A 23,356-nucleotide genomic window follows, 5' to 3' on the forward strand; every position below is an offset into this window, starting at 1 on the left:
ACTCTAACTTTGAGTATTACTTTAAAAAAAGAAGTTCAAGTTTTCAGTTTAAACTACTAATGAAAGATACACAAACCAATCAAAAAGGCTGCGTTATTCAGGAATGCGACACAGATTATATCAATCAAAGTACAGGTTCTCCGATGTATAATATCTTTCTTTTGGAAGGAACAGGAAAAGTAAGTGTCGATTTAGTCGAATATGCTTTTGAGGGTAAAATTGTCTTGTTTACAACTCCTTATCAAATTATTTATTTTGATACTGAACGACCGATTAAAATGAGAAGGCTTCAATTTCATGGTGACTTTTATTGCATCGAATATCATAAAAAAGAAGTGGCTTGCAATGGTCTTTTGTTTAATAATATCTACCAACAAACTTATATTAATCTTGACAACGAAGATTATATTGAAATGGATTATATACTGAAAAAAATAATTCTCGAACTCGAAGATTCCAGCAGTTATGCGACCGCAGTTGTTAAAGCTTATTTACAATTGATTCTGGCCTTGTGCAGTAAAATTAAATCGAAAGAAATTAGTATTGCGGAAGAGAAAACGACGAATCATCCGTTGATGAAGTTTAAAATATTATTGGAAAATAATTTTCATAAAGAAAGACAACCTTCTTTTTATGCAGAACAAATGGGTTTGTCTCCCAATAATTTTTCGAAGATTTGCAAACAACATTTTTTAAAATCTCCTTCGACTTTAATTCATCAAAGGGTGATTTTGGAATGTAAAAAATTGATTCATCTGAGTTACAAAAGCATGAAAGAAATTGCGGCGGAATTAAATTTTGATGATGAGAATTATTTTAGCCGATACTTTAAAAAACATACCGGAATTACGCCAACTGCTTTTCGGGAAAATGTTGGAATTTCGATTGTGGCAGATTTGTCTAGGGAATAGCCACATTTGTCCATTGCGACCGTAATAGTGTATTCTTAATTTTGTATATCAATTTTAAACGTATGAAAATGTTAACAATCTTAGCAAAATTACAAGGTCAATTTTTCAATTTAATGCGAATCGCGATCTTTATCGTTATGGTTTGGATTGGCGGTCTTAAAGCTTTTCAATATGAAGCAGATGGCATTGTGCCTTTTGTAGCCAATAGCCCTTTGATGAGTTTCTTTTATCATAATCCGAGTGAATATAAAGATCATAAAAACAAAGAGGGGGAAATGGTTCAAAAAAATATTGAATGGAATACCCAAAACGGAACTTATACTTTTTCGTATGTATTAGGAACCGTTATTGTTATTATTGGGTTATTGACTTTATTGGGTATTTTTAATAATCGTTTGGGGCTTATTGGTGGCTTACTTACCGCTGGTATGGCAATCGTTACGCTTACTTTTTTAATTACAACTCCCGAGGTATGGGTACCCAATCTAGGTGGAGATTTACCAACACCTCAATATGGTTTTCCATATCTTTCTGGTGCAGGTCGATTGGTTATAAAAGATATTATTATGTTTGCAGGAGGTTTAATTGTAGCTTCTGATTGTGCTAAAAAATTATTGAATGACTCAAAACGTGGATAAAACTAAATTAATTCGTTACGGCTTTGCACTTCTTATAATTGTTTTGATGGTTGGCGCATCTGAATGGTTTGGAGAGAAAGAAATTTTGTTTCCAGAGATGGCTGCATTAGCACTTGGCTTATGGGTTATCGATAAAAAAATATGGACGATTAGCAGACCAATGCTTGTTGTTTTAATGACTTTTTGCGCCTTTTTTGGAATTTTAATTGTAAGCTACTCTCCGTTTCCTCTTTTAGTAAATATTGCTATTTCGTTTATCTACACTTCCCTTTGCCTTATCGTTACACGAACAACATTAATACCAATAACCTCAGCGGCAATGCTGCCTGTTTTATTAGGAACAGATTCTCTAATTTATCCCATTTCTGTTTTTGTCATGAGTGTTTTAGTGGTTTCTGGACAATGGCTTTTGGAAAAAAATGCATTGCGTAAACCTATCTCTTTCGACAAAAAAAAGGGATACTACAAACACAATACAAAGCATTGGACTAAATTATTTTTTTGGTTGCTGGTTATAGCTGCAATTCCAGTTTATACGGGCAAAGTATATTTTATTGTACCTCCGTTAATTGTAATGTTTATAGAATTTAGTTCCTCGTCATCAGGGTTTCGTAATCGTCCGTTGCAAGTATATTTTGTAGTGATTACGGCGGCAATTCTAGGAACTTTTACACAATATTATTTGCATAACACATTGGGAATTTCTCAAGTATATTCTGTTCTATTGCTGTTTATATGCCTTTTCTTTCTTTTCGAAATTGTTGGAAAACCATTTGCTCCGGCTTGTGCAATTGCGATGGTTCCTATGATTATTCCGCAACAAAATATATTGTATTATCCTGCTGAAGTGGCAATTGGTGCTGCCGTATTTTTGTTTGTGTCGATGATCTTTTTTCTAAAATGCTATCGCTGGAAACGCGAACATCTTATGGTCTGTTTTGTCCCTGATTTTTTAAGAAGCAGAATCGAACGTCCAAACCGAAAAGAGAAAGAAATACTTTAAGAAATTAGAAAATTTTAAATCAGGAAAGTACATCACTTTCTATTCTTTAGCCATTCTTCGAGAGGTTCAATAATTGTATTTAAAGTCACCACTAAAAAAGTACAAATTAAGGTTTCTATAAAATAACCCGAAGCAGCCATACAGCCAATTGCAGCACTACACCATATTGTTGCTGCCGAATTTAACCCATGTACATTTGGACCTTCTCTAAAAATAACTCCAGCACCCAAAAATCCAACTCCCATAACGACCTGAGCCGTAATACGGGTTACATCAATATTTGGTGTTGCTTCTGCAACTTTTATAGACAACAACACAAAAGTTGCTGCTCCAATCGCTACTAGCATATTGGTTTTTAATCCGGTTTCTTTATGATGCCATTGTCTTTCAAAACCAATTATTAATCCGGCCAATGTGGCCATTCCAACCCGTACTAAAAATTCTGTTGTACTCAAAATGATTATCTTTTTTTAGTATTAAAAATAGTCTAATTTCTTTATCCTATTAAAAGTAAAAATAAACAAAATCATCGCAATCCTAAATAAAATACAATTACTCTAAAGAAATAACTAGCAGCAAATATCCTAAATAAGCTTTCTATTCTAGCTGATTTAGTAAATACAAATAGGGTGGAAAAGAATGATGAATCATTAAATCCTTGCTATTATTTGGAAATTTTTCATAATAAACAGCATCATTTGGATTTGGATAAAGAACAATTGTATTTCCTGTACGCACGTAATTATTGCTGTTGTAAAATTGCGGTGCTACAAACTCAGGTAAATAATCATCTTTTACTTTTTTTGCTATTTCTGTTCCCAGTAATTTTTGATAGGTTTTAACGGTTTTACGTGAAGGATTTGTTAGTTTCCCGTACACCATATTCAAGAACATTCTTTTAAATAAAGTCTGTTGTTTTATTGTTTCTTCTACTAACGGTATTGGGCTTACTATTGGTAAATCTTCCGGCATTTCGACAGAAAATGGGGTTTGCGGAACCCAATCTGCTGCACTTACAACATTATATGCCCAACCGTTTTGAGTTTTACGCTCGTAATCGTACGCGAAATATAAATTCCCTGGTTTTGGCGCAGCACTGCAATAGGTTTTAAAACGAATATCGGCAGGTAAATCACCACTGCTTTGTAAATTATAAAAGTACGCTGTAAGCAAATAACTGATTCCTCCGCCCTGACTATGTCCCATGATAATGAAATTCTTGATTCCGGCTTTGTAACAGGAATCGATTCTTGGGAGCATATCTTTAGAAAGAAAAGCGGTACTTAAAAGATATCCTGTATGAACTGCCGCATGATCATTTGTAGATAATTCGTATTTAAAGGTTTCGGTATTGGATACTTTTAATTCTCCTTTTGCAGGCGACATTGCAGCATAAAGATTCGCAAGCCAGCTCTCTGGTTTTTCTGTAGTTCCTCTTGTACATATTACTGCTGTGTTACCATCTTTGAGCCATAATTCCCATAAATTATCCAATCCCATTGGTTTACTTTTATACAATAATTTTGAATGTTCCGGTAATGGGATTTCTTTTGCTTTCTCTGGCGATTCTGTCGATCTCGTGGCGATATAAATTAGTTCTTTATATTCAGCTTTATCAAATCCAGGTTTTAAATTTTGTGCTGTAATCTCTAAAAAAGGAATTAAAACAAGAAAAAAAACAGCTATTGATTTTAAACATTTCATAAGTACAAAGTATTAATTACTATTAGGATCAACTCCCTTCAAAATCCAAAATTTATCTTACAATAAATATACTCAATATTTTAAGCATTGTTGTTATTCTAAAAAATAAATTAAAGGAGAATTAATAAATCTGATAATTGAAAATAACTTTTCCTTTTAAAATACAAGCCGTAAATCAGCGCCTTTAGGAATTTTAAAAAATACTGTAAATCAAATATTTGCAACTATTTTATTTATTTTTTCGTAAATTTGAGAGAGTAGCTTCATCAAAAGTTCCACATTTTACGCTAATTAAAAGATAAAACTATGCGAGTTCCTGTTATCCGAAAAAACATATTATTTTCCCCAGATTCCAAAAGAGTTGTTGCCCGATATTTTATGAATGGTGATGAGCGAACCCAACAAATGGTAGCCCGAATTATGACGCTTAACGAAAAGCAAGTCGTTGATACTTTAGAACATACACTTCGCGAGTTTGCGAGACGTCATCGAAATATTTCGAGTATTTTCCTGAAGCATTTTGGAAAAATTAGAGGCATAATTGATGGAATGCACATCGATCATGATGCGATGTCTTTGGATAGAAAAATGCTCATTGGATCGTATTGTACAATGGAATATGCGATAGAATCTGCGGCCATTTTCAACCCTTCTATTGTGGAGGATTTCGATCAATCTGATCTGCAAATAGGCGAAAAAAGGGTTATTATTTCTTTTCGTGCTACTGGTGAAGGTCATATTTCGTCAATTGTTTTTAGAAGAGGAATTCTTGATAAGGACAACAATCTTCAGGTAATGAAAATTGGTCATAATATTGATAAGGCCGAAATTGTACATAAAACGTTATACAATAAAGAACGCTTTTTAACGAAGCTTTCAGAAATGCATACACACGATAAATACACAACTCAAATCATGCAGGATTTACCGGATGAGTTCGAGTATGCTGTATTAAAAAGTATTGTAAATACTGCTTTGACTGATCCGTCTATTCGACAAGAAAGAAGAACGGCGCTCGAGGAGGTAATTTGGCTAGCCGATTCGTTTTACGATTTACAATTTAAGCACGATTCAGATATTACGGAACGTGTTATTTTCCCGATATCAGATTCTGAAAGTAAAGGAATCGAAGATGCGCGTTTTGTTCGTTTTGTAGATGATGATAAATCCGAAAAAGTTATGGCAACTTATACGGCTTACAATGGTCACGCTATTCTTCCTAAACTTATTTCGACCGAAGATTTTTATTCTTTTCGCGTAATGCCTTTGCATGGAGTTGGCGCGCAAAACAAAAATCTGGCGCTTTTTCCTCGAAAAATTAATGGAAAATATGCCATGCTTTCGAGAATCGATGGTGTAAACAATTATATCATGTATTCTGATAGAGCCACGCAATGGAATAAACCTATTCTTCTACAGGAACCACGCTATACTTGGGAATTTACTCAAATTGGAAACTGTGGTTCGCCTCTTTGGACAGAAGAAGGCTGGCTTGTTATCACTCACGGAGTTGGCGCTATGAGACGTTATTGTATTGGTGCTTCGTTATTTGATCTTGACGATCCGTCTAAAGAAATTGGTAGACTTAAAGAGCCTTTGCTTTCGCCTTTAGAAGATGAGCGAGAAGGTTATGTGCCTAATGTTGTATATTCTTGTGGCGCTATTATTCATAACAATAGCCTGATATTGCCTTATGCAGTTTCTGACTATTCGTCGACTTACGCTATTGTAGATATGGTTGAATTGATAAGTGCTTTGAAGAACAGTAAATAATATTTTATTAACCCATATAAGTAATATAAGAATATTAAAGTTAGACTATGAAATCTACTTATATGAACTTATATTACTTATATGGTTTAAAAAATAAAACTAAGCTTTATAAAGCATACTTGCAGCTCCTAACAAAGCGGCAACTTCGTTGTCTGTAGAAATAAAAACTGTGATTTCCAGACCAGCTTCTTTAATTTTCGCATTGAAACTTGGCAGAAAAAACTCGCTTGCATTGGCAATTTTTCCTCCAATAATAAAACTGTCTGCTTCAAATTTTTCTAACCACGGAATTACAATTGCGGCTAAATCTTCTCCCATTTGCTCAAAGGTTTTAATGGCCATTGCATCTCCGGTTTTTGCCAAATTAAAAAGCTCTAAACCGTTGTTTACATTTTTTCCGCTTAAAGCGAAATATCCAGCCAGAAGTCCGCGTGCCGAAACAAAATCTTCTGCCATTCCTTCTTTATAAGGAAGATTGTAAATTTCGCCATCTGTTGGTACTAAATCTCCGGTAGAAATTGATATTCCTTTGTCTATAAAACAAGCTCCAAGTCCTGTTCCTAAAGTGATTGCCATTACTTTTTTAGAAAGATTATCTGAGTCTTTAAAAACTTCACCTTTGCCAAAACAAACGGCATCATTTTCAAAAAGAATTGGAAAATCGACAGAAAGATCTAGTTTATCCTGAAATAAATCACGAACATTTAATCCGTAAAAATGCTCATATTTAGACTGTTCTTTTATCCAGCAAATTCCATTAGTATAGTCAAATGGCCCAGGCATACATACTGCTAATCCCGAAGTTTTTTCAACCTTTGAGTTTTCAAAGGAAGTACGAATTGCTTTTTCCCAAACATCCATAACTTCATTTACTGGCATATTAGAATCGAAAGTTTCTTTATGTACCGAAAAATCCATTACTTTCATTTCTGCCATATCAATAACCGCTGCGGTAATATGTGTGCCTCCAATGTCTAATCCAACGGCATATTCTTTATTCATTCTTTTGTATTTTGGATTTGAATCTTCTAGAGATTAAGAAATTTTAGCTTTGTTTTTATTAATCTCTAAATGATAAATATTCTGTTTTAAATGTTTTTATCTTTTAATATTTGTGGATAATGAATGCTTGTATGAACAATCATTTCTCCAAACAATGTATTTGCCCAAGCAAACCATTTTCTGGTAAACTTTGTTACATCATCTTTATGGAACGACTCGTGCATAAATCCTGTATCGGCATTTGTTTTGATCAAATTGCTAATACAATGTTTTATCTCTTGTTCGTCGACACTTGTAATAGCTCTTAAAACGATACTCATTGGCCAAATTGTGTCTGTTCCGGTATGTGGCCCACCTACTCCTTCGCCCGCTTTTCCTTTGTAGAAAAATGGGTTATTTTCTGAAAGTACAACTTTACGCGTATTCAAATAAAGTTGGTTATCTGGCTCGATTGCTCCTAAATAAGGTAATGATAATAATGAAGGAACGTTGGCGTCATCCATCATATGGAAACTTCCGTATCCGTTTACTTCAAAAGCAATGATTTTTCCGAATTTTGGATGATCTATAATAGCATTTTCTTCTAATCCTTTCTGAACTTGTCCTTGCATTTCTTTTGCTTTGGCAACTAAATCTTTATCTAATAAAGCTGGCAAAGAGAAAATTTCCTGAAGATATCCTAACACTTCAATTGCAAACATATTACTCGGTATTAAATACCCGAATAATGTACTGTCGTCACTTGGTCTAAAAGTCGAAACTATTAATCCGCATGGTTTTACAGGATATCCGTAACCACCAAGAGGAACTCCATCTGTTGCCCAAGCTGTTACTCTCTGGAAATTGTATGGTCCTTTATCGTGCATTCTTTGTTGTTCTTTGAAAGTTTGCAGTACCAAAAGCATTGCTTCTTTCCACTTACTATCGAACAAACTTATATCTCCGGTTTCTTTCCAATACCCGTGTGCCAATCTTATTGGGTAGCATAAACTGTCAATTTCCCATTTGCGCTCGTGAATTCCCGGCTGCATTTTGGTCATGTCATTTTTCCACTCACTTACCTGATTGAAATCTTTGTAAAAAGCATTTGCATATGGGTCTAACAAAATACATTTTGTCTGACGGTTAATTACTCCTTTTACTAATTCGGCTAGTTTTTTATCTTCTTTTACAAAAGGAATATACGGCCAGATTTGCGCTGTACTATCACGCAACCACATGGCATCGATATCTCCTGTAATTACATAGGTATCAGGTTTTCCGTCGATGATTTCAAAATCGACAGTTGTGTCTAATGTATTTGGAAAGCAGTTTTCGAACAGCCAAGCCAATTCTGGATTTGCTATTTGTTTTTTGATTCTTACAATCGCCGCTTCAATCGCTTTACTTGTAAATTTCCTTTCGGCTACAGGAGGCCTTTTGGTAATAAAATCTTTTAATGCAAAATTGAATGTATCTGATTGCATTCCGAAAGCATCTGTTTGGATGGCCAATAATCCTGCTGAAAATATTCCAGCGTTTTTTATGAATTTTCTACGTGATTGCATAATATTATTTTGAAGTTGAATAAGAATATGGAAAAGCGCTTTTTGATGTTCCTCTATCTAAATTAGGTGTATTGTTCATGTCAAAATTTAACTCTCCTCCTTTTAATACATCAAAATGATTGATATAATTTTTGGTATGAGTTGCATTGTTGAATTTTAATTCCTGAACATATTTATTCGTATCTGAATTGTTTGGTGCATTGATTACCAATTGTTTTCCGTTTTCTAATTGTAATGTTAGTTTCTTAAACAATGGTGCTCCAAGAACATATTCTTCTGTTCCCGGGCAAACTGGATAGAATCCCATTGCTGAGAAAACGTACCAAGCTGAGGTTTGTCCGTTATCCTCATCTCCACAATATCCGTCTGGAGTTGGTTTGTACAAACGGTTCATTACTTCACGAGACCAATATTGTGTTTTCCAAGGTTCACCTGCATAATTGTACAAATAAATCATGTGTTGAATTGGCTGATTTCCGTGTGCATATTGTCCCATGTTCATGATTTGCATTTCGCGAATTTCATGAATTACAGATCCGTAATAACTGTCGTCAAAAATTGGTGGTGTCGAAAATACTGCGTCTAATTTTGCCGTAAAATTCTTTTGTCCGCCCATTAAATCAATCAAACCATTTATGTCATGAAAAACACTCCAGCTGTAGTGCCACGCATTTCCTTCGGTAAAAGCATCTCCCCATTTAAACGGATTGAAATTTTTAGGAAAACTTCCGTCTTTGTTTCTACCGCTCATTAATCCGATTTCCGGATTATAAAGATTTTTATAATTCATCATTCGTTTCTCATACAAACTGATTTCTTTTTTAGGACGATTTAAAGCTTTCGCTAATTTCCAAATCGTAAAATCGTCGTAAGCATATTCTAATGTTCTAGCGGCATTTTCGTTGATTTTTACATCGTAAGGAACATAACCTAAGGTATTGTAATACTCAACTCCTTTTCTTCCTACTGCATCCATTGGACCTTCGTTATTGGCACCGTGCAATAAGGCTTCGTATAATTTATTGATATCGTATCCTCTTAATCCTTTGATGTAAGCATCAGAAACTACAGATGCTGAGTTATTTCCAACCATTACATTTCTAAAGCCCGGACTTGACCATTCTGGCAAGAAACCTCCTTCTTTAAAATCGTTGATTAATCCTTCTTGCATTTCTTTATTGATAGAAGGATATGCTAAGTTTAATAAAGGATATAGGGCACGGAATGTATCCCAAAAACCTGTTCCTGCATATTTATAACCCGGTAATGTTTTGCCATTGTACGGGCTGTAGTGAACAATTTCTCCTTTTGCGTTTATTTCGTATTGTTTTTGAGGAAAACAAGCGGTGCGGTATAAACAAGAATAAAACGTTTTTAATTGCTCTTCTGTTCCGCCTTCGGCAGTTAATTTTCCTAAAACTTTATTCCATTCTTTTTTAGATTGGGCTACTGTCTGATCAAAAGAAGCTGTTCCTAGTTCTGTCTTCAAATTCAATTCTGCTTGTTCTAAGCTGATGAATGATGAAGCTACTTTTACATTTACTTTTTCTCCCTTTTTAGTTTTAAATCCAACCACTGCACCTGCGTGATCATCTGTTAATTCAAGTTTATCATTTACTAAGCCTTTTTCATTCCAAGTATTATTTGATGCAAATGGCTTGTCGAAAATAAGTACAAAGTAGTTTCTGAAATTTTCTGAAACTCCTCCACTATTACGAGTTGTATAACCAATAATTTTATTTTCTGACGGAATTATTTTTACATATGATCCTTTGTCAAAAGCATCAATTACGATAGAAGATTGCTCATTTTCAGGAAATGTAATTTGAAAATGTGCTGCTCTTTCTGTAGCTGTAATTTCGGTGGTAACATCGTAATCAGCAAGGTATACGCTGTAGTAATATGGTTTTGAGACTTCAGCTTTATGGCTAAACCAGCTTCCTCTTTCTGCTTCGGCCACAACTGTTTTACCAGTTACCGGCATGATCGAAAACTGTCCGTAATCGTTCATCCAAGGCGATGGCTGATGTGTTTGCTTGAATCCTCTAATTTTCTCTGCGGTATAAATATACGCCCATCCGTCGCCCATTTTACCTGTTTGCGGTGTCCAGAAATTCATTCCCCAAGGTCTGCAAATTGCTGGATAGGTATTTCCGTTAGACAGACTATGTAAAGATTGTGTTCCCATTAACGGGTTTACATATTCTACTGGATCTAATGCTTTAACTTGCGCATTTACAAAAATGCAGCATTGTAATACTCCTAAAAAAATTAAACTTTTTATTTTCATATTTTTTGTTTTTTGCTTTACGCTGTAAGCTGTAGGCTTTAAGCTAAAACGGTGAGTAAATACTCTAAACTCTTTATTACTATATGTCTACAAGGTTTTTAAAACCTGTTAGGAAACTTAAATCTAAAATCTATACTCTGAAATCTAAGATTAAAGCGGTCTATCAGCTTTTTTAACTCCAAAAGTTGTCGATGGTTTGCTTCCCATAAACAATTTTAATTCTCCTCCTTTTACAATCATATCATGTGTGATGTATGATTTTGTATAAGGTTTTCCGTTGTATTCTGCTTTTTGAATATAGATATTTGTTTTGCTGTTATCTACTGCTTTTATGGTAAACGAAATTCCTTCTTTATGATGAATTACGGCTGTGTTTACTAACGGGCTTCCCATAACATAAACTCCGTTTGCAGGATTTACAGAATAGAATCCCATTGATGATAAAATGTACCATGCTGACATTTGTCCTAAATCTTCATTTCCACATAATCCGTCTGGTTTTGTTGAGTAAAATTTCTCATCAATTTCGCGGATTAGTTTTGCTGTTTTCCAAGGTTGTCCTGCATAGGCATAAAGATATGGAATATGGTGATTTGGCTCGTTTCCTTGTGCATATTGACCTATTAATCCGCTAATGTCTGGTGAGATTTCTTCTCCTTCTACTTTATCTGTTATCAGGAATAATGAATCTAATTTGGCTAAGAATTTGTCTTCGCTTCCAAATAAATCGATTAATCCGTAAGGATCTTGTGGAACTAACCATGTGTATTGCCAAGCATTTCCTTCAACATAATCGTCTTTACGATGTGCTGACGAAAGCGGATTGAATGGTGTTCTCCAGTTTCCGTCTGTCAATTTTCCTCTCATAAATGTGCTTTCTTTATCGAAATAAAGTTTGTACAAATTGGCTCTTTTTGAGAAGTAATTGTAATCGTCTGTTTTGTTCAAATCTTTTGCCATTAGTGCAATACAATAATCATCGATAGCATATTCTAATGCATTACCAACTGATTCTAACATTTTATCGGCAGGAATATATTCTAGTTTTTGAACGTAATCCATTCCTTCACGCGTTTGCATAGCAGTTTTTTTAATGGCTTCGTATGCTAATGCTATGTCGTAATCTCTATATCCTTTCATATAAGCATCTACAATTACAGCGATCGAGTGATTTCCGTTCATTGTATTGGTTTCATTACCCATTAAATGCCAAACTGGTAATCGTCCTTGTTGTTCGTAAATTGCCAAAAATGATTTTACGATGTCATTAATTCTGTCTGGATGTGTAATGGTGTATAAAGGATGTAAACCTCTGTAGGTGTCCCAAAGTGAAAAAGTGGTGTAGTTGGTAAAGTTTGCTTTTTCGTAAACTTTTTTATCTGTTCCTCTATAATCTCCGTTTACATCATTAAAGATTGATGGCGCAAACATGGTGTGATACATGGCAGTATAAAATACTTTCATGGTTTTATCGTCTGCTTTGATCTGTATTTTATTTAATTCTTTGTTCCATTTTTTAGTGGCGTCTTTTACTACGGCATTAAAATCCCAAGCCGGAATTTCTGCTTTTATGTTTAAAACTGCGTTTTCGTAACTTACTGGAGAGATTCCAACTTTTACTAAAACTTCTTTGTTTTTTAAGGTTGTAAAATCTAAAACTGCTTTCATTTTTAGACCTTCGCCTTCGTTTCCTTTTACAGCTGTTTTGTCGTCGTACAATGCTATATTCGAAATTGGTTCAGAGAATTCGATCGCAAAAAAGATGCGTTGATCTGCCGCCCATCCTGTTGAATATCTATATCCTACAAGGGTTGTTTCGTTTACTTTTTTTATGAATGTTTTTACTGGTTTATCCCATCCTATACCATCTGCAAGGTCTAATAATACGTGATTATCCTGAGTTGCATTAAAAGTATATTTATGAAAACCTACTCTTTCGCTTGCTGTTAACTCGGCTTTAATTTTGTATTTATCAAGCAATACGCTGTAATATCCTGCTTTGCTTACTTCATTTTTATGAGAGAAATAGGAACCGTAGCCGGTTTCCATATCTTCTTTTGTTCCTTTTGTAAGTGGCACTTTTCCTGAAACGGGTAATAAAAGAATGTCGTTTAAATCGCCAATTCCTGTTCCGCTTAAATGGGTATGTGTAAATCCTAAAATGGTATTACTTGCGTAGTTATATCCGCTACACCAATCCCAACCTTCAAAGACATTTACGGGTCCTAATTGTACTGCTCCAAAAGGAACATTGGCTCCCACAAATACGTGACCATGACCTGCTGATCCTATAAACGGATTTACATATTGGGTATAATCTAAGTTGGTTTGTTTTGCCTTTTTTTCCTGTGAGGTTACAGGATTAGCAAAAAACAGACTTAGGGCTAAAATACCACTAAAAGCAATTTTGTTGTATTTTGTAAACATATTTCTTTTTTTTTGTTTGACTTGTGTAATGGGCCACGGATGACACTGATTAAACTGATTTACACAGATATATTTTTTATTTTTTAATCTTTATGAAAGACGCACTGCTGTGCCTCGACAAAAACCTTTGTACTTTCGAAACTCTAAGACGCACTGCTGTGCGCCTCTAAAGAAACCTTTGTACCTTTGCAACTCTGAACCTTAGTACCTTCCTAAAACATTAAATAAAGAGTAAACTTTCACTTCTGGTTTTGTTATTTTTCCTTCAAAGGTGATTGTTTTTTCTTCTCCTGCTTTTAAATCGATGTAATTATCGCTCCATTTTCCGGTGTATCCTTTGATGGAAACATTTACATATTTTGCAAATTTTGATGCTTTTAAAATCACTTTATTTCCTTGTACTTTCCATGTGATTTTTGGGTCTTCGAGTTTTAAATCTTTCGGACGTGTTAGGTCAATTTCTGCTGTTTTATCATCTCGATAGGCTTCTTTCATGGCGTACCAAGCTGCTTTGGGTTGACGATCATAATAATCGCTTACGCTCCAACTTGCTACTGGCCAGCAATCGTTTAGTTGCCATACTACGGTTCCCATATTATAGGGCGCTTTTGAACGATGGATTCCTATAATATTTTTAAGTGAGTAATAGTGTAAACATTGTGTGAGGTAGCTATAATCCTCAACATTCATTTTCTTTATTTTGGTCGAATCAATAAAATAACGATTCAGATAGGAATCTAATTTCATGAATCCTTTTCCGGCTTTTTGATGCGCTTGCAGAATATCTGAATATAAATATCGGTCTTCCGGCAAGGTAAATTTTTCGATAGACGAATAAGTTGGCATTGCCTGCATTCCGTATTCGCTTACAAAACGACCCGTTTTATTTTGTACGGCTTCTACATCTTCTAATCCCCACCAAGTTCCCCAATAATGACTGTCTGCTTCGGTTAAGCTTTTTGCTTTAGACCAATGAAATAATGGCGAAGTACTAATATAAGGACGTTTTCCGTCTACTTGGTTTACCCATTTCGGGATACTATCCTGAAACAAGCGAACATAATCTTTCCATAAACGTGTTGAATCTTGCTTTGACATTTTCATGCTTTTTTGCCATCCCCAACTTTTAAAGGCTTCGTCGATTTCATTATTTCCACACCACAAAACAATACTTTTGTGATGACGTAAACGTTTTACCTGATATTGAACTTCTTTTTTTACATTGTCAAAAAAGGCATCATCGCCTGGCACCATTGTTCCGGCAAACATAAAATCTTGCCATACATTGATTCCGTATTTATCGCATAAATCGTAGAAATAGTCATCTTCGTAAATACCTCCACCCCAAACACGCAGCATGTTCATATTGGCATCTTTTGCCAGACTTACTACTTTTTCGTATTCTTTTTTTGTCATTCTGGAAAGGAATGCATCTGACGGAATATAGTTTGCTCCTTTCATATAGACTGGCTTTCCATCTATTCTAAAATAGAATGTTTTACCTAAACTATCCGGTTGCTGTACTAATTCGATCTTGCGATCTAACACATAAGGTTTCTCAGGAGTTTTCTCGTCGTAAGCTTCTAATCTTGGCGTTTTCCAAATTCCGCAAGTCGTTAATTTTGGTCCCCAATCCCATCCAAAATGATATTGCGCTTTTCGTACATAAGCACGAGGATTATCTGGAATTACAAATGGAAAATCTTTTTTAGCCAATGAATCGACTACGTTTTGTGCCGATTTGAATACTATGGTTAAATCGTTGTTGCCAGATTTTAGTATCTTTTTTACATCGACACGCCATTGACGGAACATATTATCGGCTTTTAAAACCAATTTATCATTTAGATAAACGGTTGCATAAGTATCTAATCCGTCAAAAACCAGTTCTGTATTTTTTTTGTTTAGTGTTGATGCTGCAACTTGAAAAGTGGTTTTATACTCCCAATCTTTCTTTTCTACCCATTGCACTTTTTTTTCATTGTCGCGATAAAACGGATCTGGTATTGTTTTATTCTTCAACAAATCTGTATGAATTTCTCCTGGAACTGTAGCCGGAAACCATTTTGTTGTTTTTGTTTCGCGGTAATGCCAACCTGATTTTAAATCAACGTTCTGAGCATTTGCTGTCAGTGATAAATTGACAAGACAAACACCTACAAACCAATAAAATCTTTTTTTATATTCCATTCTTACTGAAAACTTATTATTATGTACTTACAATTTAAATGTTGGCAGTTTGAGAAGGATAATTAATTTTACTTAATTATGCTCTTCTCTTTAAGGTTTTATTACGGAATAAAAGTAACTAACAAAATATTCTGAAATCAATTTCCCTTTTTACGGCTGCCAAGCTTTATTTTAATTTTAGATTTTTGATTGTAGTCCCGAAGCCTCGGGATAGATTTTATCTAATACTTAAAAAAGTCAATTATTTATTAATACATTCTTTTGAGGATAATTCCATCTTTTTCAGCAGAAGTTTATTTGTCTTTTGCGAAAAAAAGGGTTTTATAACTAGAGAAACAATTTTTAAATATTAACTGTCTAATTTAGTGAAAATCAAATAGAAAATAAGCCGGGTGGATCAGGTATTCCTACCCGGCTTAATTCAACTAACTAACCAAATTTTCTAAACTTATTGTTTATCCCACCAAATTCTTGTTGTCATTAAATCCAACCCTTGACGTGATATTGCTTCTTTATAATTTACAGCGTTTGTTATTAACTCTGATTGATCATAAATTAATCTTCTTGGGATTGTTCCTTTTGTTTCTCCAAGTGGATCATTAACTGGAACTAAAACTGGATATCCTGTTCTTCTATATTCTGAAAATGCTTCAAAACCATTAAACAACAATACAATCCATTTTTGAGTAATAATTTGCTCGATTTTTTGAGCTTCAGTTCCTGTTGCTTTAAAAGGATGTGCTGTCATATAAGTATTATACTCTGCAAGTGAAACTGCTGGTACTTTGTCTCCAAAAATTGTAAGAACTTGCATTGCTGCTTTTACTCCATCTTCGTAGTGTTTTTGTGCTGATGCTCCAACATTCCAACCTTTTACAGCTGCTTCTGCCAAAATAAACTCTACTTCTGCATAAGACATAATTAAAGTTGGTGCATCTAAACGTAATACTGTTGATGTGTTTGGATCTGAGAATAATTTTTTATCTCCACCCGGAAACTCTTTTGCATCGTTTGCAAGACCTTGTTGGTTTGCTGGATTATTGTCTCCAGTTGCTTCAAGTTTTGCATAAATTCTTAAACGTGGATCGTTATTGTTTTTCAACTGATCGATAAACGTTTTACTGAATTTTGTGTTTGCTTCACCACCAAATAAGTCATTTCTAACCCATGAAGAAGTGATTGGATTTGTTTTAACTCCTTGTGGTCCTGCATCGTGTTGTAAAACTAAACTATCATCATTAGAAGCAAAAACTCCTTTTGCAAAAGCTTTTTCTACATATTGCTTTGCTTTTGCCGGATTTACTTTAGACAAACGCATTGCAACTCTTAACATTAATGAGTTTGCCAATTTTTTCCATTGCGGAATATCACTTTGGTAGTACAAATCGGCGTTACCTACAAATGCTTTGCTTGCATCTAAAGCATCTCCTGCTTCATCTAACTCTTTTAAAAGGTCATTGTAGATTGCTTCTTGTGTATCATATTTTGGAGCAAAAACATTTCCGTTGTATCCTTTTGCTGCTTCAAAATAAGGAACATCACCATAGGTATCTGTCAATTTTTGAAACATGAATACTTTCATGATTCTACAAGCCTGAATCATGTTACTGTTTTCAGGCGTGTCTTTTACAACAGATAATAATTGAAAAATCTGATTTAATCCTTTACCGTATGATTCTCCAAAAAGTGCTCCTGAATATTCAGAAGAATAAGTGTATTTTGAACCTGCGCCACTTAAGGATGAAAATTGCTGTACAATTTGCGCAGCATAAATATTGTTTCCTCTTGTATTAGAAAAGTCTTGCCCGTCTACATAAATCTCAGCAAGTGTAAACATTGATTTTACTGCCGGATCTGTCAAAGCATTTGGATTCGTGTTCATATCTTCGAATCCTTTATCGCATGAAGTTAAGGTGATTGCACCTACAATTGCGATACAGAATATTTTTATAAATTTATTTTTCATCTTTCAATTTGTGTTATTAAAATTTGACATTCAGTGTTAAACCGTAGTTTCTTGTCAATGGCATAGATGCTCTTTCAAGTCCTTGTGCATTGCTGTTAGAATAGTTTGACTCTGGGTCAATGTTTGGAACTTTGTCATAAATTGTCCATAAATTATGAGCAGAAAATGCTAAGCTAATTGATTGAAATGGTGTTTTTGACAAATATGATTTTGGGAAATTGTAGCTAAAAGAAACTGCTCTTAACTTAATGAAATCAGCATCGTATACAAAGTTTGATGTTACATCACTATAACTTCTCCAGTAATCGTATGCAGAAACTGTTGTGTTAACCGGGTTTCCGTTTACATCATGTCCAGATACTGCAATTCCGCCTTCACGACCAGTAACTGTGTCTTCAGACAATCCGTAACGTGTTCCTAATTGGTTTGTTGCAGAATAGATTGACCCTCCAAATTTAGCATCTACAAAAACTGAAAGTGTGAAATTTTTATATGAAAAATCATTTGAGAATCCCATTGCCATTGGCGCTACACCACGACCAGCATTGATTAGGTCACCTCTCATAAATCTACCATTTGTATCAAGTACAATTTGTCCTTTTGAATCTCTTAAATAATCGTAAGCTTTGATGATTCCAAAAGGCTGTCCTTTTTCTAAAACTACTGAGGCTCTAGAATCTCTGTTTCCTTCTAATGTTTTAGTCGTGATTTTGTCTGAAAGACCAATTACTTCACTATCATTGTAAGCAAAGTTATATCCAATGCTCCAATTAAAACTTGGTGTTTTTACTGCTTTTACATTAATAGCAAACTCAACTCCCTGATTTAAAATTTCTCCTACATTGATTTTTGTAGTTCTGTAACCAGAAGCTAAAGAAATATCAGCATCAGTAATATCGTTTGTAGTTTTCTTGCGGTAGAAAGTTAAATCTGTACTTACTCTATTACGGAAGAATGTGTTTTCGAAACCAAATTCGATTGTACTTACATTATATGGTTTCAATGTTCTGTTTGGAACTGTCTCTCCGTTAACTCCCAAAATTGGTTGTCCTAAAGAATCTGTTTGTCCGTCTGGTGCTGTATACGTTAATGCTAAAGCATAAGCGTCTGGCAAAGCTCCTCCTACGTTACCCCAACCTGCTCTAATTTTACCATAAGACATCCATTCTGGTAATTCGATTACTTCAGAATAAATAAAACTTGTACTTACAGATGGGTAAAATGTACTGTTGTTTGATGGATCTAAAGTTGAGAACCAATCTTGACGACCTGTTAAACTTAGATATAAATAATCTTTGTATCCTAAATCTGCCGAATAGAAAAGTGAGTTTACTTCGCTTTCAGAAAATAATTTTTCTGTTTTGTCCGGTTGTGTATTTCCGTAGAAATATTTGAATGGAACAATAAAATTGTTTCCTTTCATTTTTATACCGCTGTATCTGTTGTGTTGACGGTTAGCACCAACGAAAGCATCTAAAGAAAGGTTTTTAGCGATATCGCCTTTGTACCCTAAGAAACCAGAAGCATTTACTTCTGTACGTCCTTCTACTCTGTTCTCGTAAGATCCACCTGGGTTGTAGTTAATTCCAGTTGGCTCAATTTCAGTATATTCGTAATTGATATCATCAATACCAATAACTGCTTTTGCATAAATTCTTTCTGTAATGTTGTAATTTACTTTTGCAGAACCAATAAAACGCTTTCTAAGATCATCATTTAAAGGTGATTGTGTTGCGAAATAAGGGTTAGTTTGGTAAGTGTTTGCTCCAAAATAATCTGCTTCACCACCGTTTGCATCAAAACCATTACTTAACCATCTGATGTCTGTTCCAGGAGTTAAGAAAGTTGTTGGGAAAGAAGCATTTCTAGGAGAATCATTCAAATATGGTCTGTTATGACTTTTCTCAGAAATATATTGAGCATTGGTTTCTATGCTTATTTTTTTGTTTGGAGCTGAGTTTAAACTCAAAGAAACGTTGTTTCTTCCAAAATTTGTTCCTGGCATGATAGATTCATCTTTTGTGTTTCCAAAAGACAATCTGAAATTAGTAGTTTCGTTACCACCAGAAATTGCTAAAGTATTACTGAAAGAATATCCTGTTCTATAGAAGTTCTTTACGTTGTCTTTACCATAAGCTTGGTATGGTTTTGTACTTCCGTCTAATGCAAGAGAAGGCGTTCCGTCATATCTATCTCCCCAAGCAAAATAGTAAGAATCTCTAAGTTCTTGCAAGTTAGTAAATCTTTGCGCAACACCATTTACCGGTGCTCCTGCTCCGTATTGATCTTGCCAATTTAAAAGACTTACTGGAGTATTAAATGTAGAGTTTGTACTAAAATCTACTCCAAGTCCTGTACCGCTTTTACCTTTTTTAGTTGTAATTAAGATAACACCGTTTGATCCTCTGTATCCGTAAAGAGCAGATGCAGCACTACCTTTTAATACTGACATCGATGCGATATCGTCTGGATTGAATGAAGACATTCCGTCTCCTTTATCAGCTCCACCCCACATTCCTGCGTTTCCTTGTTGGCTGTTATCGATTGGAATTCCATCGACAACATACAAAGGTTGGTTAAGCCCTGAAGCTGAAGTTGCTCCACGAATTACTACACGGCTAGATCCAGATGGCCCTGAAACTGGTGCAGAAACGTTAACTCCGGCAATTTTTCCCTGAAGAGCATTTCCTAAGTTAATTTCTTTATTTTTTGTCAGTTCTTCACCTTTCAGCTCTCCAACTGCATAACCTAAAGCTTTCTTTTGTTTTTTAACTCCAAATGAAGTTACTACTACATCTTTTAATTCCTGTGCATTTTCTGCTAATACAACCGAAATTTTAGTATCATTTTCCTGAACTACTACTGATTTTGTTACGTAACCAATAGATGATATGTTTAGTGTAACTTTTCCTTCAGGTACACTCATTTTAAATCGACCTTCAACATCTGTAATTGAGCCATAAGGCTTTCCTTGAACCTCGATCGACGCAGCAACAACTCCCTTGTTTTCTGCATCAACCACTATGCCTGTTATTTGTCGGTTTTGCGCGACAGCACTTAAGCTGCACAACAATACCATTCCTAACATTGCCAATATTCGTTTCATAAGCTTTTGTTTTGTTTTAATGTGATTGTTTTAATAATTAATAAAATTCTTGAATCAAATTCAATATGGTATTTACTGGGCATTCACCTTATAAATACTATGGTTTAATAGTAATGTAAACACTTCCTAATTTCAAGAAATCGATGTAGTAAACAGATCAAAAAAAATAACTGATTTCCAGTATTATTCATCCAAAACTTACTAAAACGATTTAGCAAAATGACTAAAAAAAAACGAATCGTTTTTTTTCTTTTTTTATTTAAAAATTCCTCTTTAAAATTAGACTGATTCTCTAACAATCAGCTTTCCTTTTTTGAGGCTTTTTTCGACTTCAAATTTTTCCATATCGGTCATCTGACTCATCAATAATTGTATTGATTTTACAGCAATCTCTTCAATGGGTTGTGCAATAACACTAATCGTTGGTGTATGCAATTTAAAACTGTCATGATCATCAAAACTAATAACCGAAACATCTTCAGGAATCCTGACTCCCATTTCTCTAAAAGCCTGTAATCCTGCAAGTGCTATATAATTTGTCAAAAACAAAACGGCATCAATGTTAGCATTTTTTTCTAAAAAACTAACTATTCCTGCAATTCTGGTTTCTTCACTTGTGTTGTAATCCATATGAAGAACAAGCGCCGGATTATAGTTTTCGATCTCTTTTAAAGCATCTCTATAACCATCTTCTCTTAATTTCATCTGAACCATTTCAGACGAAATATTGACTACTGCTATATTTTCACATCCTTTATTGATCAGAAACTTTGTTGCTGAATTTGCTGCTTCGTAATTATCCATTACGACATGACTCACTCTTTGTCCCGGAAAATACCTATCGATTAATACAACTGGTTTTTTCAATTTTAAAAGCAACTCGATACTTTGTTCAAGATTTTGTGTTGGCGTTACAATAAAACCATCCACATTTGCTTGCAACAAACTATGTATTAACTCTTCAGAACGATCATCATTTCCGCCGGTACTACAATAAAAAACTCTATAATCAATTCTTTTTGCTTCGTCTTCTATAACTCTGGCAAGATGTGCAAAGAACTGATTCGAAATATCTTCAACAATTAATCCAATTGATCTTGTCTTTCCTGTTCTAAGACTTGTAGCAATCATGCTAGGTCGATAATTTAGCTTTTCTGCAACTTGCTGCACTTTCTTAATTACCGCCGGACTGATGCCCATTTTCTCGCCTTTATCATTAATGACAAAAGATACAGTAGATATAGACACTTGTGCCTCTGTGGCAATATCCTTAATAGTAATCTTTTTCATCTAGCGAGTTAATTTTTTATTAAGCTGTTATTAATCTTATCACAAATATAAATAAAAAATTATATCACAAATATAAATAAAAATAATTACTAAAACGATTTTGTAATTCTTTTTTTAAACAAATCGTTATTTTAGAGTTAATTATACATATAATCATCAATTATTATAAGTATTTTTACTATTAATCATTTTACAGCTATTCACAGGGATTTTGCTTTTTATTATGAATAATTTACAACTATCTATTTGAGATAGAGCTACAAAGTGTATTTTTTTATTATCAATCACTTTGCAACTCTTTTGATTTTTTTTTTAAATATAGTTTTTCCTATTTGCAATCTTTAAGAAATATACACTTCTAAAATTGATGCTGAACCGTTTAGCACATAATTACGCATGGCAGCAGGAATTAAAACAGTATCTCCTTTTTTATATTGATAGGTTACATTTTCGTATCTAATCTCAAAAGCGCCTTCGATACACATGTAAACCGTAAAAGTATTTCCGTTTTTATTTCCCTCGATTGTTCCGTCTAACGGAATAAAGTTGGTTGTAAAATATGGACAGTCAACAACTACATTCGATTTGTTTGGAGTGGTTTCATATTTTTTATGCGTATCGACTTTATTATAGTTTATAGCGTCAAGAGCTAAATCAACATGAAGTTCTCTTGTATTTCCTTGCGCATCTACTCGATCGAAATCGTACAAACGATATGTAATGTCTGATGTTTGCTGAATTTCTGCAACAACTAATCCTGCTCCAATTGCATGAACTGTTCCGGTCTCAAGAAAAAACACATCTCCTGCTTTTGCTTTTACATCGTCAAGAATAGAAACTAGAGTTTTGTTATTCAAGTTATCTAGATATTCTTCTTTACTTGAATCTTCTTTAAAACCAACTATAATTCTTGCATCAGTATCGGCTTGCATCACGTACCACATTTCGGTTTTCCCAAAAGAGTTATGGCGTTCTTTTGCTAATTGATCATTAGGATGAACTTGAATCGATAAATCTTCTCTTGCATCAAGATATTTAAACAGTAATGGGAACTGATTTCCAAATCGTGCATAAACAGCTTCTCCTAAAATTTCGTTTGGTAATTTGTCGATTAACTCTGTTAATGATTTCCCCTTTAATTCACCATTAGCAACAACGCTTACATCTCCTTCTACGGTGGACAATTCCCAACTTTCTCCAGTAATTTTAGATGTAATAGATTTATTAAGAACTGTGTTTAATTTTTCTCCTCCCCAAATTCTGTCTTTCAAAATTGGTTCAAATTGCAAAGGGTAAATTTTTATGCTCATTTTTTATGTTTTTTAAATTAATATCTTGTTTTTTTTTGCCACAGATTACAAGGATTAAAATGATTTTAAAATATCTGTGTGCTTTTTTTCGCCACGAATTGCACAAATTCTCACTAATTTTTTTCTTTATCTCTATCTACTTAACGAGCCTGAGACAAAATCATTTTAATCCTTGTAATCAGTGGCTAACCTTTTTCTC

At 34.2% G+C, this 23,356-nt stretch carries 15 protein-coding genes; 4 read left to right on the top strand and 11 right to left on the bottom strand.

What is annotated here, in order from left to right:
• Positions 1–59 precede the first annotated feature (59 nt).
• The 3 genes from IW18_RS10105 to IW18_RS10115 all read left to right on the top strand — a co-directional run bounded on the left by IW18_RS10105 (position 60) and on the right by IW18_RS10115 (position 2,552).
• Positions 60–911, top strand: coding sequence for a helix-turn-helix domain-containing protein (locus IW18_RS10105; protein WP_240475548.1), 852 nt, complete (start codon positions 60–62; stop codon positions 909–911).
• Between the two features lie 62 nt (positions 912–973).
• Positions 974–1,549, top strand: coding sequence for a reactive chlorine resistance membrane protein RclC (rclC, locus tag IW18_RS10110; protein ID WP_041517458.1), 576 nt, complete (start codon positions 974–976; stop codon positions 1,547–1,549).
• Positions 1,530–2,552 (top strand): hypothetical protein, encoded by a 1,023-nt coding sequence (locus IW18_RS10115; RefSeq protein WP_041517459.1) that lies wholly within the window; start codon positions 1,530–1,532, stop codon positions 2,550–2,552. Before rclC ends, IW18_RS10115 begins: the two co-directional genes overlap by 20 nt.
• A gap of 32 nt (positions 2,553–2,584) precedes the next feature.
• On the opposite strand, the gene IW18_RS10120 is transcribed toward IW18_RS10115, so the two are convergent.
• Together IW18_RS10120 and IW18_RS10125 are read right to left on the bottom strand one after the other, a co-directional pair.
• A complete protein-coding gene (locus tag IW18_RS10120) occupies positions 2,585–3,007 on the bottom strand; it encodes an MgtC/SapB family protein (RefSeq protein WP_052480135.1) in 423 nt (140 codons plus the stop codon).
• 142 nt (positions 3,008–3,149) lie between these two features.
• Positions 3,150–4,256 (bottom strand): lipase family protein, encoded by a 1,107-nt coding sequence (locus IW18_RS10125; protein WP_041517461.1) that lies wholly within the window; start codon positions 4,254–4,256, stop codon positions 3,150–3,152.
• Positions 4,257–4,562: 306 nt separating this feature from the next.
• On the opposite strand from IW18_RS10125, the gene IW18_RS10130 reads away from it, so the two are divergent.
• A complete protein-coding gene (locus IW18_RS10130; RefSeq protein WP_041517462.1) occupies positions 4,563–6,029 on the top strand; it encodes a glycoside hydrolase family 130 protein in 1,467 nt (488 codons plus the stop codon).
• 99 nt (positions 6,030–6,128) lie between these two features.
• Here IW18_RS10130 and IW18_RS10135 read toward each other — a convergent pair whose 3' ends face one another.
• The 9 genes from IW18_RS10135 to IW18_RS10175 all read right to left on the bottom strand — a co-directional run bounded on the left by IW18_RS10135 (position 6,129) and on the right by IW18_RS10175 (position 23,157).
• The gene (locus tag IW18_RS10135; protein WP_041517463.1) at positions 6,129–7,031 is read right to left on the bottom strand and encodes an ROK family protein; all 903 of its coding nucleotides are present in this window, start codon (positions 7,029–7,031) and stop codon (positions 6,129–6,131) included.
• 86 nt (positions 7,032–7,117) lie between these two features.
• Positions 7,118–8,578: a glycoside hydrolase family 125 protein gene (locus IW18_RS10140; RefSeq protein ID WP_041517464.1), complete on the bottom strand. Its 1,461-nt coding sequence runs from the start codon at positions 8,576–8,578 to the stop codon at positions 7,118–7,120.
• Positions 8,579–8,582: 4 nt separating this feature from the next.
• The gene (locus IW18_RS10145) at positions 8,583–10,868 is read right to left on the bottom strand and encodes a GH92 family glycosyl hydrolase (protein ID WP_041517465.1); all 2,286 of its coding nucleotides are present in this window, start codon (positions 10,866–10,868) and stop codon (positions 8,583–8,585) included.
• Positions 10,869–11,018: 150 nt separating this feature from the next.
• The gene (locus tag IW18_RS10150; RefSeq protein ID WP_041517466.1) at positions 11,019–13,295 is read right to left on the bottom strand and encodes a GH92 family glycosyl hydrolase; all 2,277 of its coding nucleotides are present in this window, start codon (positions 13,293–13,295) and stop codon (positions 11,019–11,021) included.
• Positions 13,296–13,496: 201 nt separating this feature from the next.
• On the bottom strand, positions 13,497–15,485 hold the full coding sequence (locus IW18_RS10155; RefSeq protein WP_084607937.1) for a beta-mannosidase: 1,989 nt from the start codon (positions 15,483–15,485) through the stop codon (positions 13,497–13,499).
• Between the two features lie 448 nt (positions 15,486–15,933).
• On the bottom strand, positions 15,934–17,451 hold the full coding sequence (locus IW18_RS10160) for a SusD/RagB family nutrient-binding outer membrane lipoprotein (RefSeq protein WP_041517467.1): 1,518 nt from the start codon (positions 17,449–17,451) through the stop codon (positions 15,934–15,936).
• A 16-nt stretch (positions 17,452–17,467) separates the two neighbouring features.
• Complete coding sequence (locus tag IW18_RS10165; RefSeq protein WP_041517468.1) at positions 17,468–20,557, bottom strand: SusC/RagA family TonB-linked outer membrane protein; 3,090 nt, start codon at positions 20,555–20,557, stop codon at positions 17,468–17,470.
• A 279-nt stretch (positions 20,558–20,836) separates the two neighbouring features.
• Positions 20,837–21,847 (bottom strand): LacI family DNA-binding transcriptional regulator, encoded by a 1,011-nt coding sequence (locus tag IW18_RS10170; RefSeq protein ID WP_041517469.1) that lies wholly within the window; start codon positions 21,845–21,847, stop codon positions 20,837–20,839.
• 341 nt (positions 21,848–22,188) lie between these two features.
• Complete coding sequence (locus IW18_RS10175) at positions 22,189–23,157, bottom strand: type I phosphomannose isomerase catalytic subunit (protein ID WP_041517470.1); 969 nt, start codon at positions 23,155–23,157, stop codon at positions 22,189–22,191.
• Positions 23,158–23,356 lie beyond the last annotated feature (199 nt).

Source organism: Flavobacterium hibernum, from assembly GCF_000832125.1.
GTDB classification, from domain to species: Bacteria; Bacteroidota; Bacteroidia; order Flavobacteriales; family Flavobacteriaceae; genus Flavobacterium; species Flavobacterium hibernum.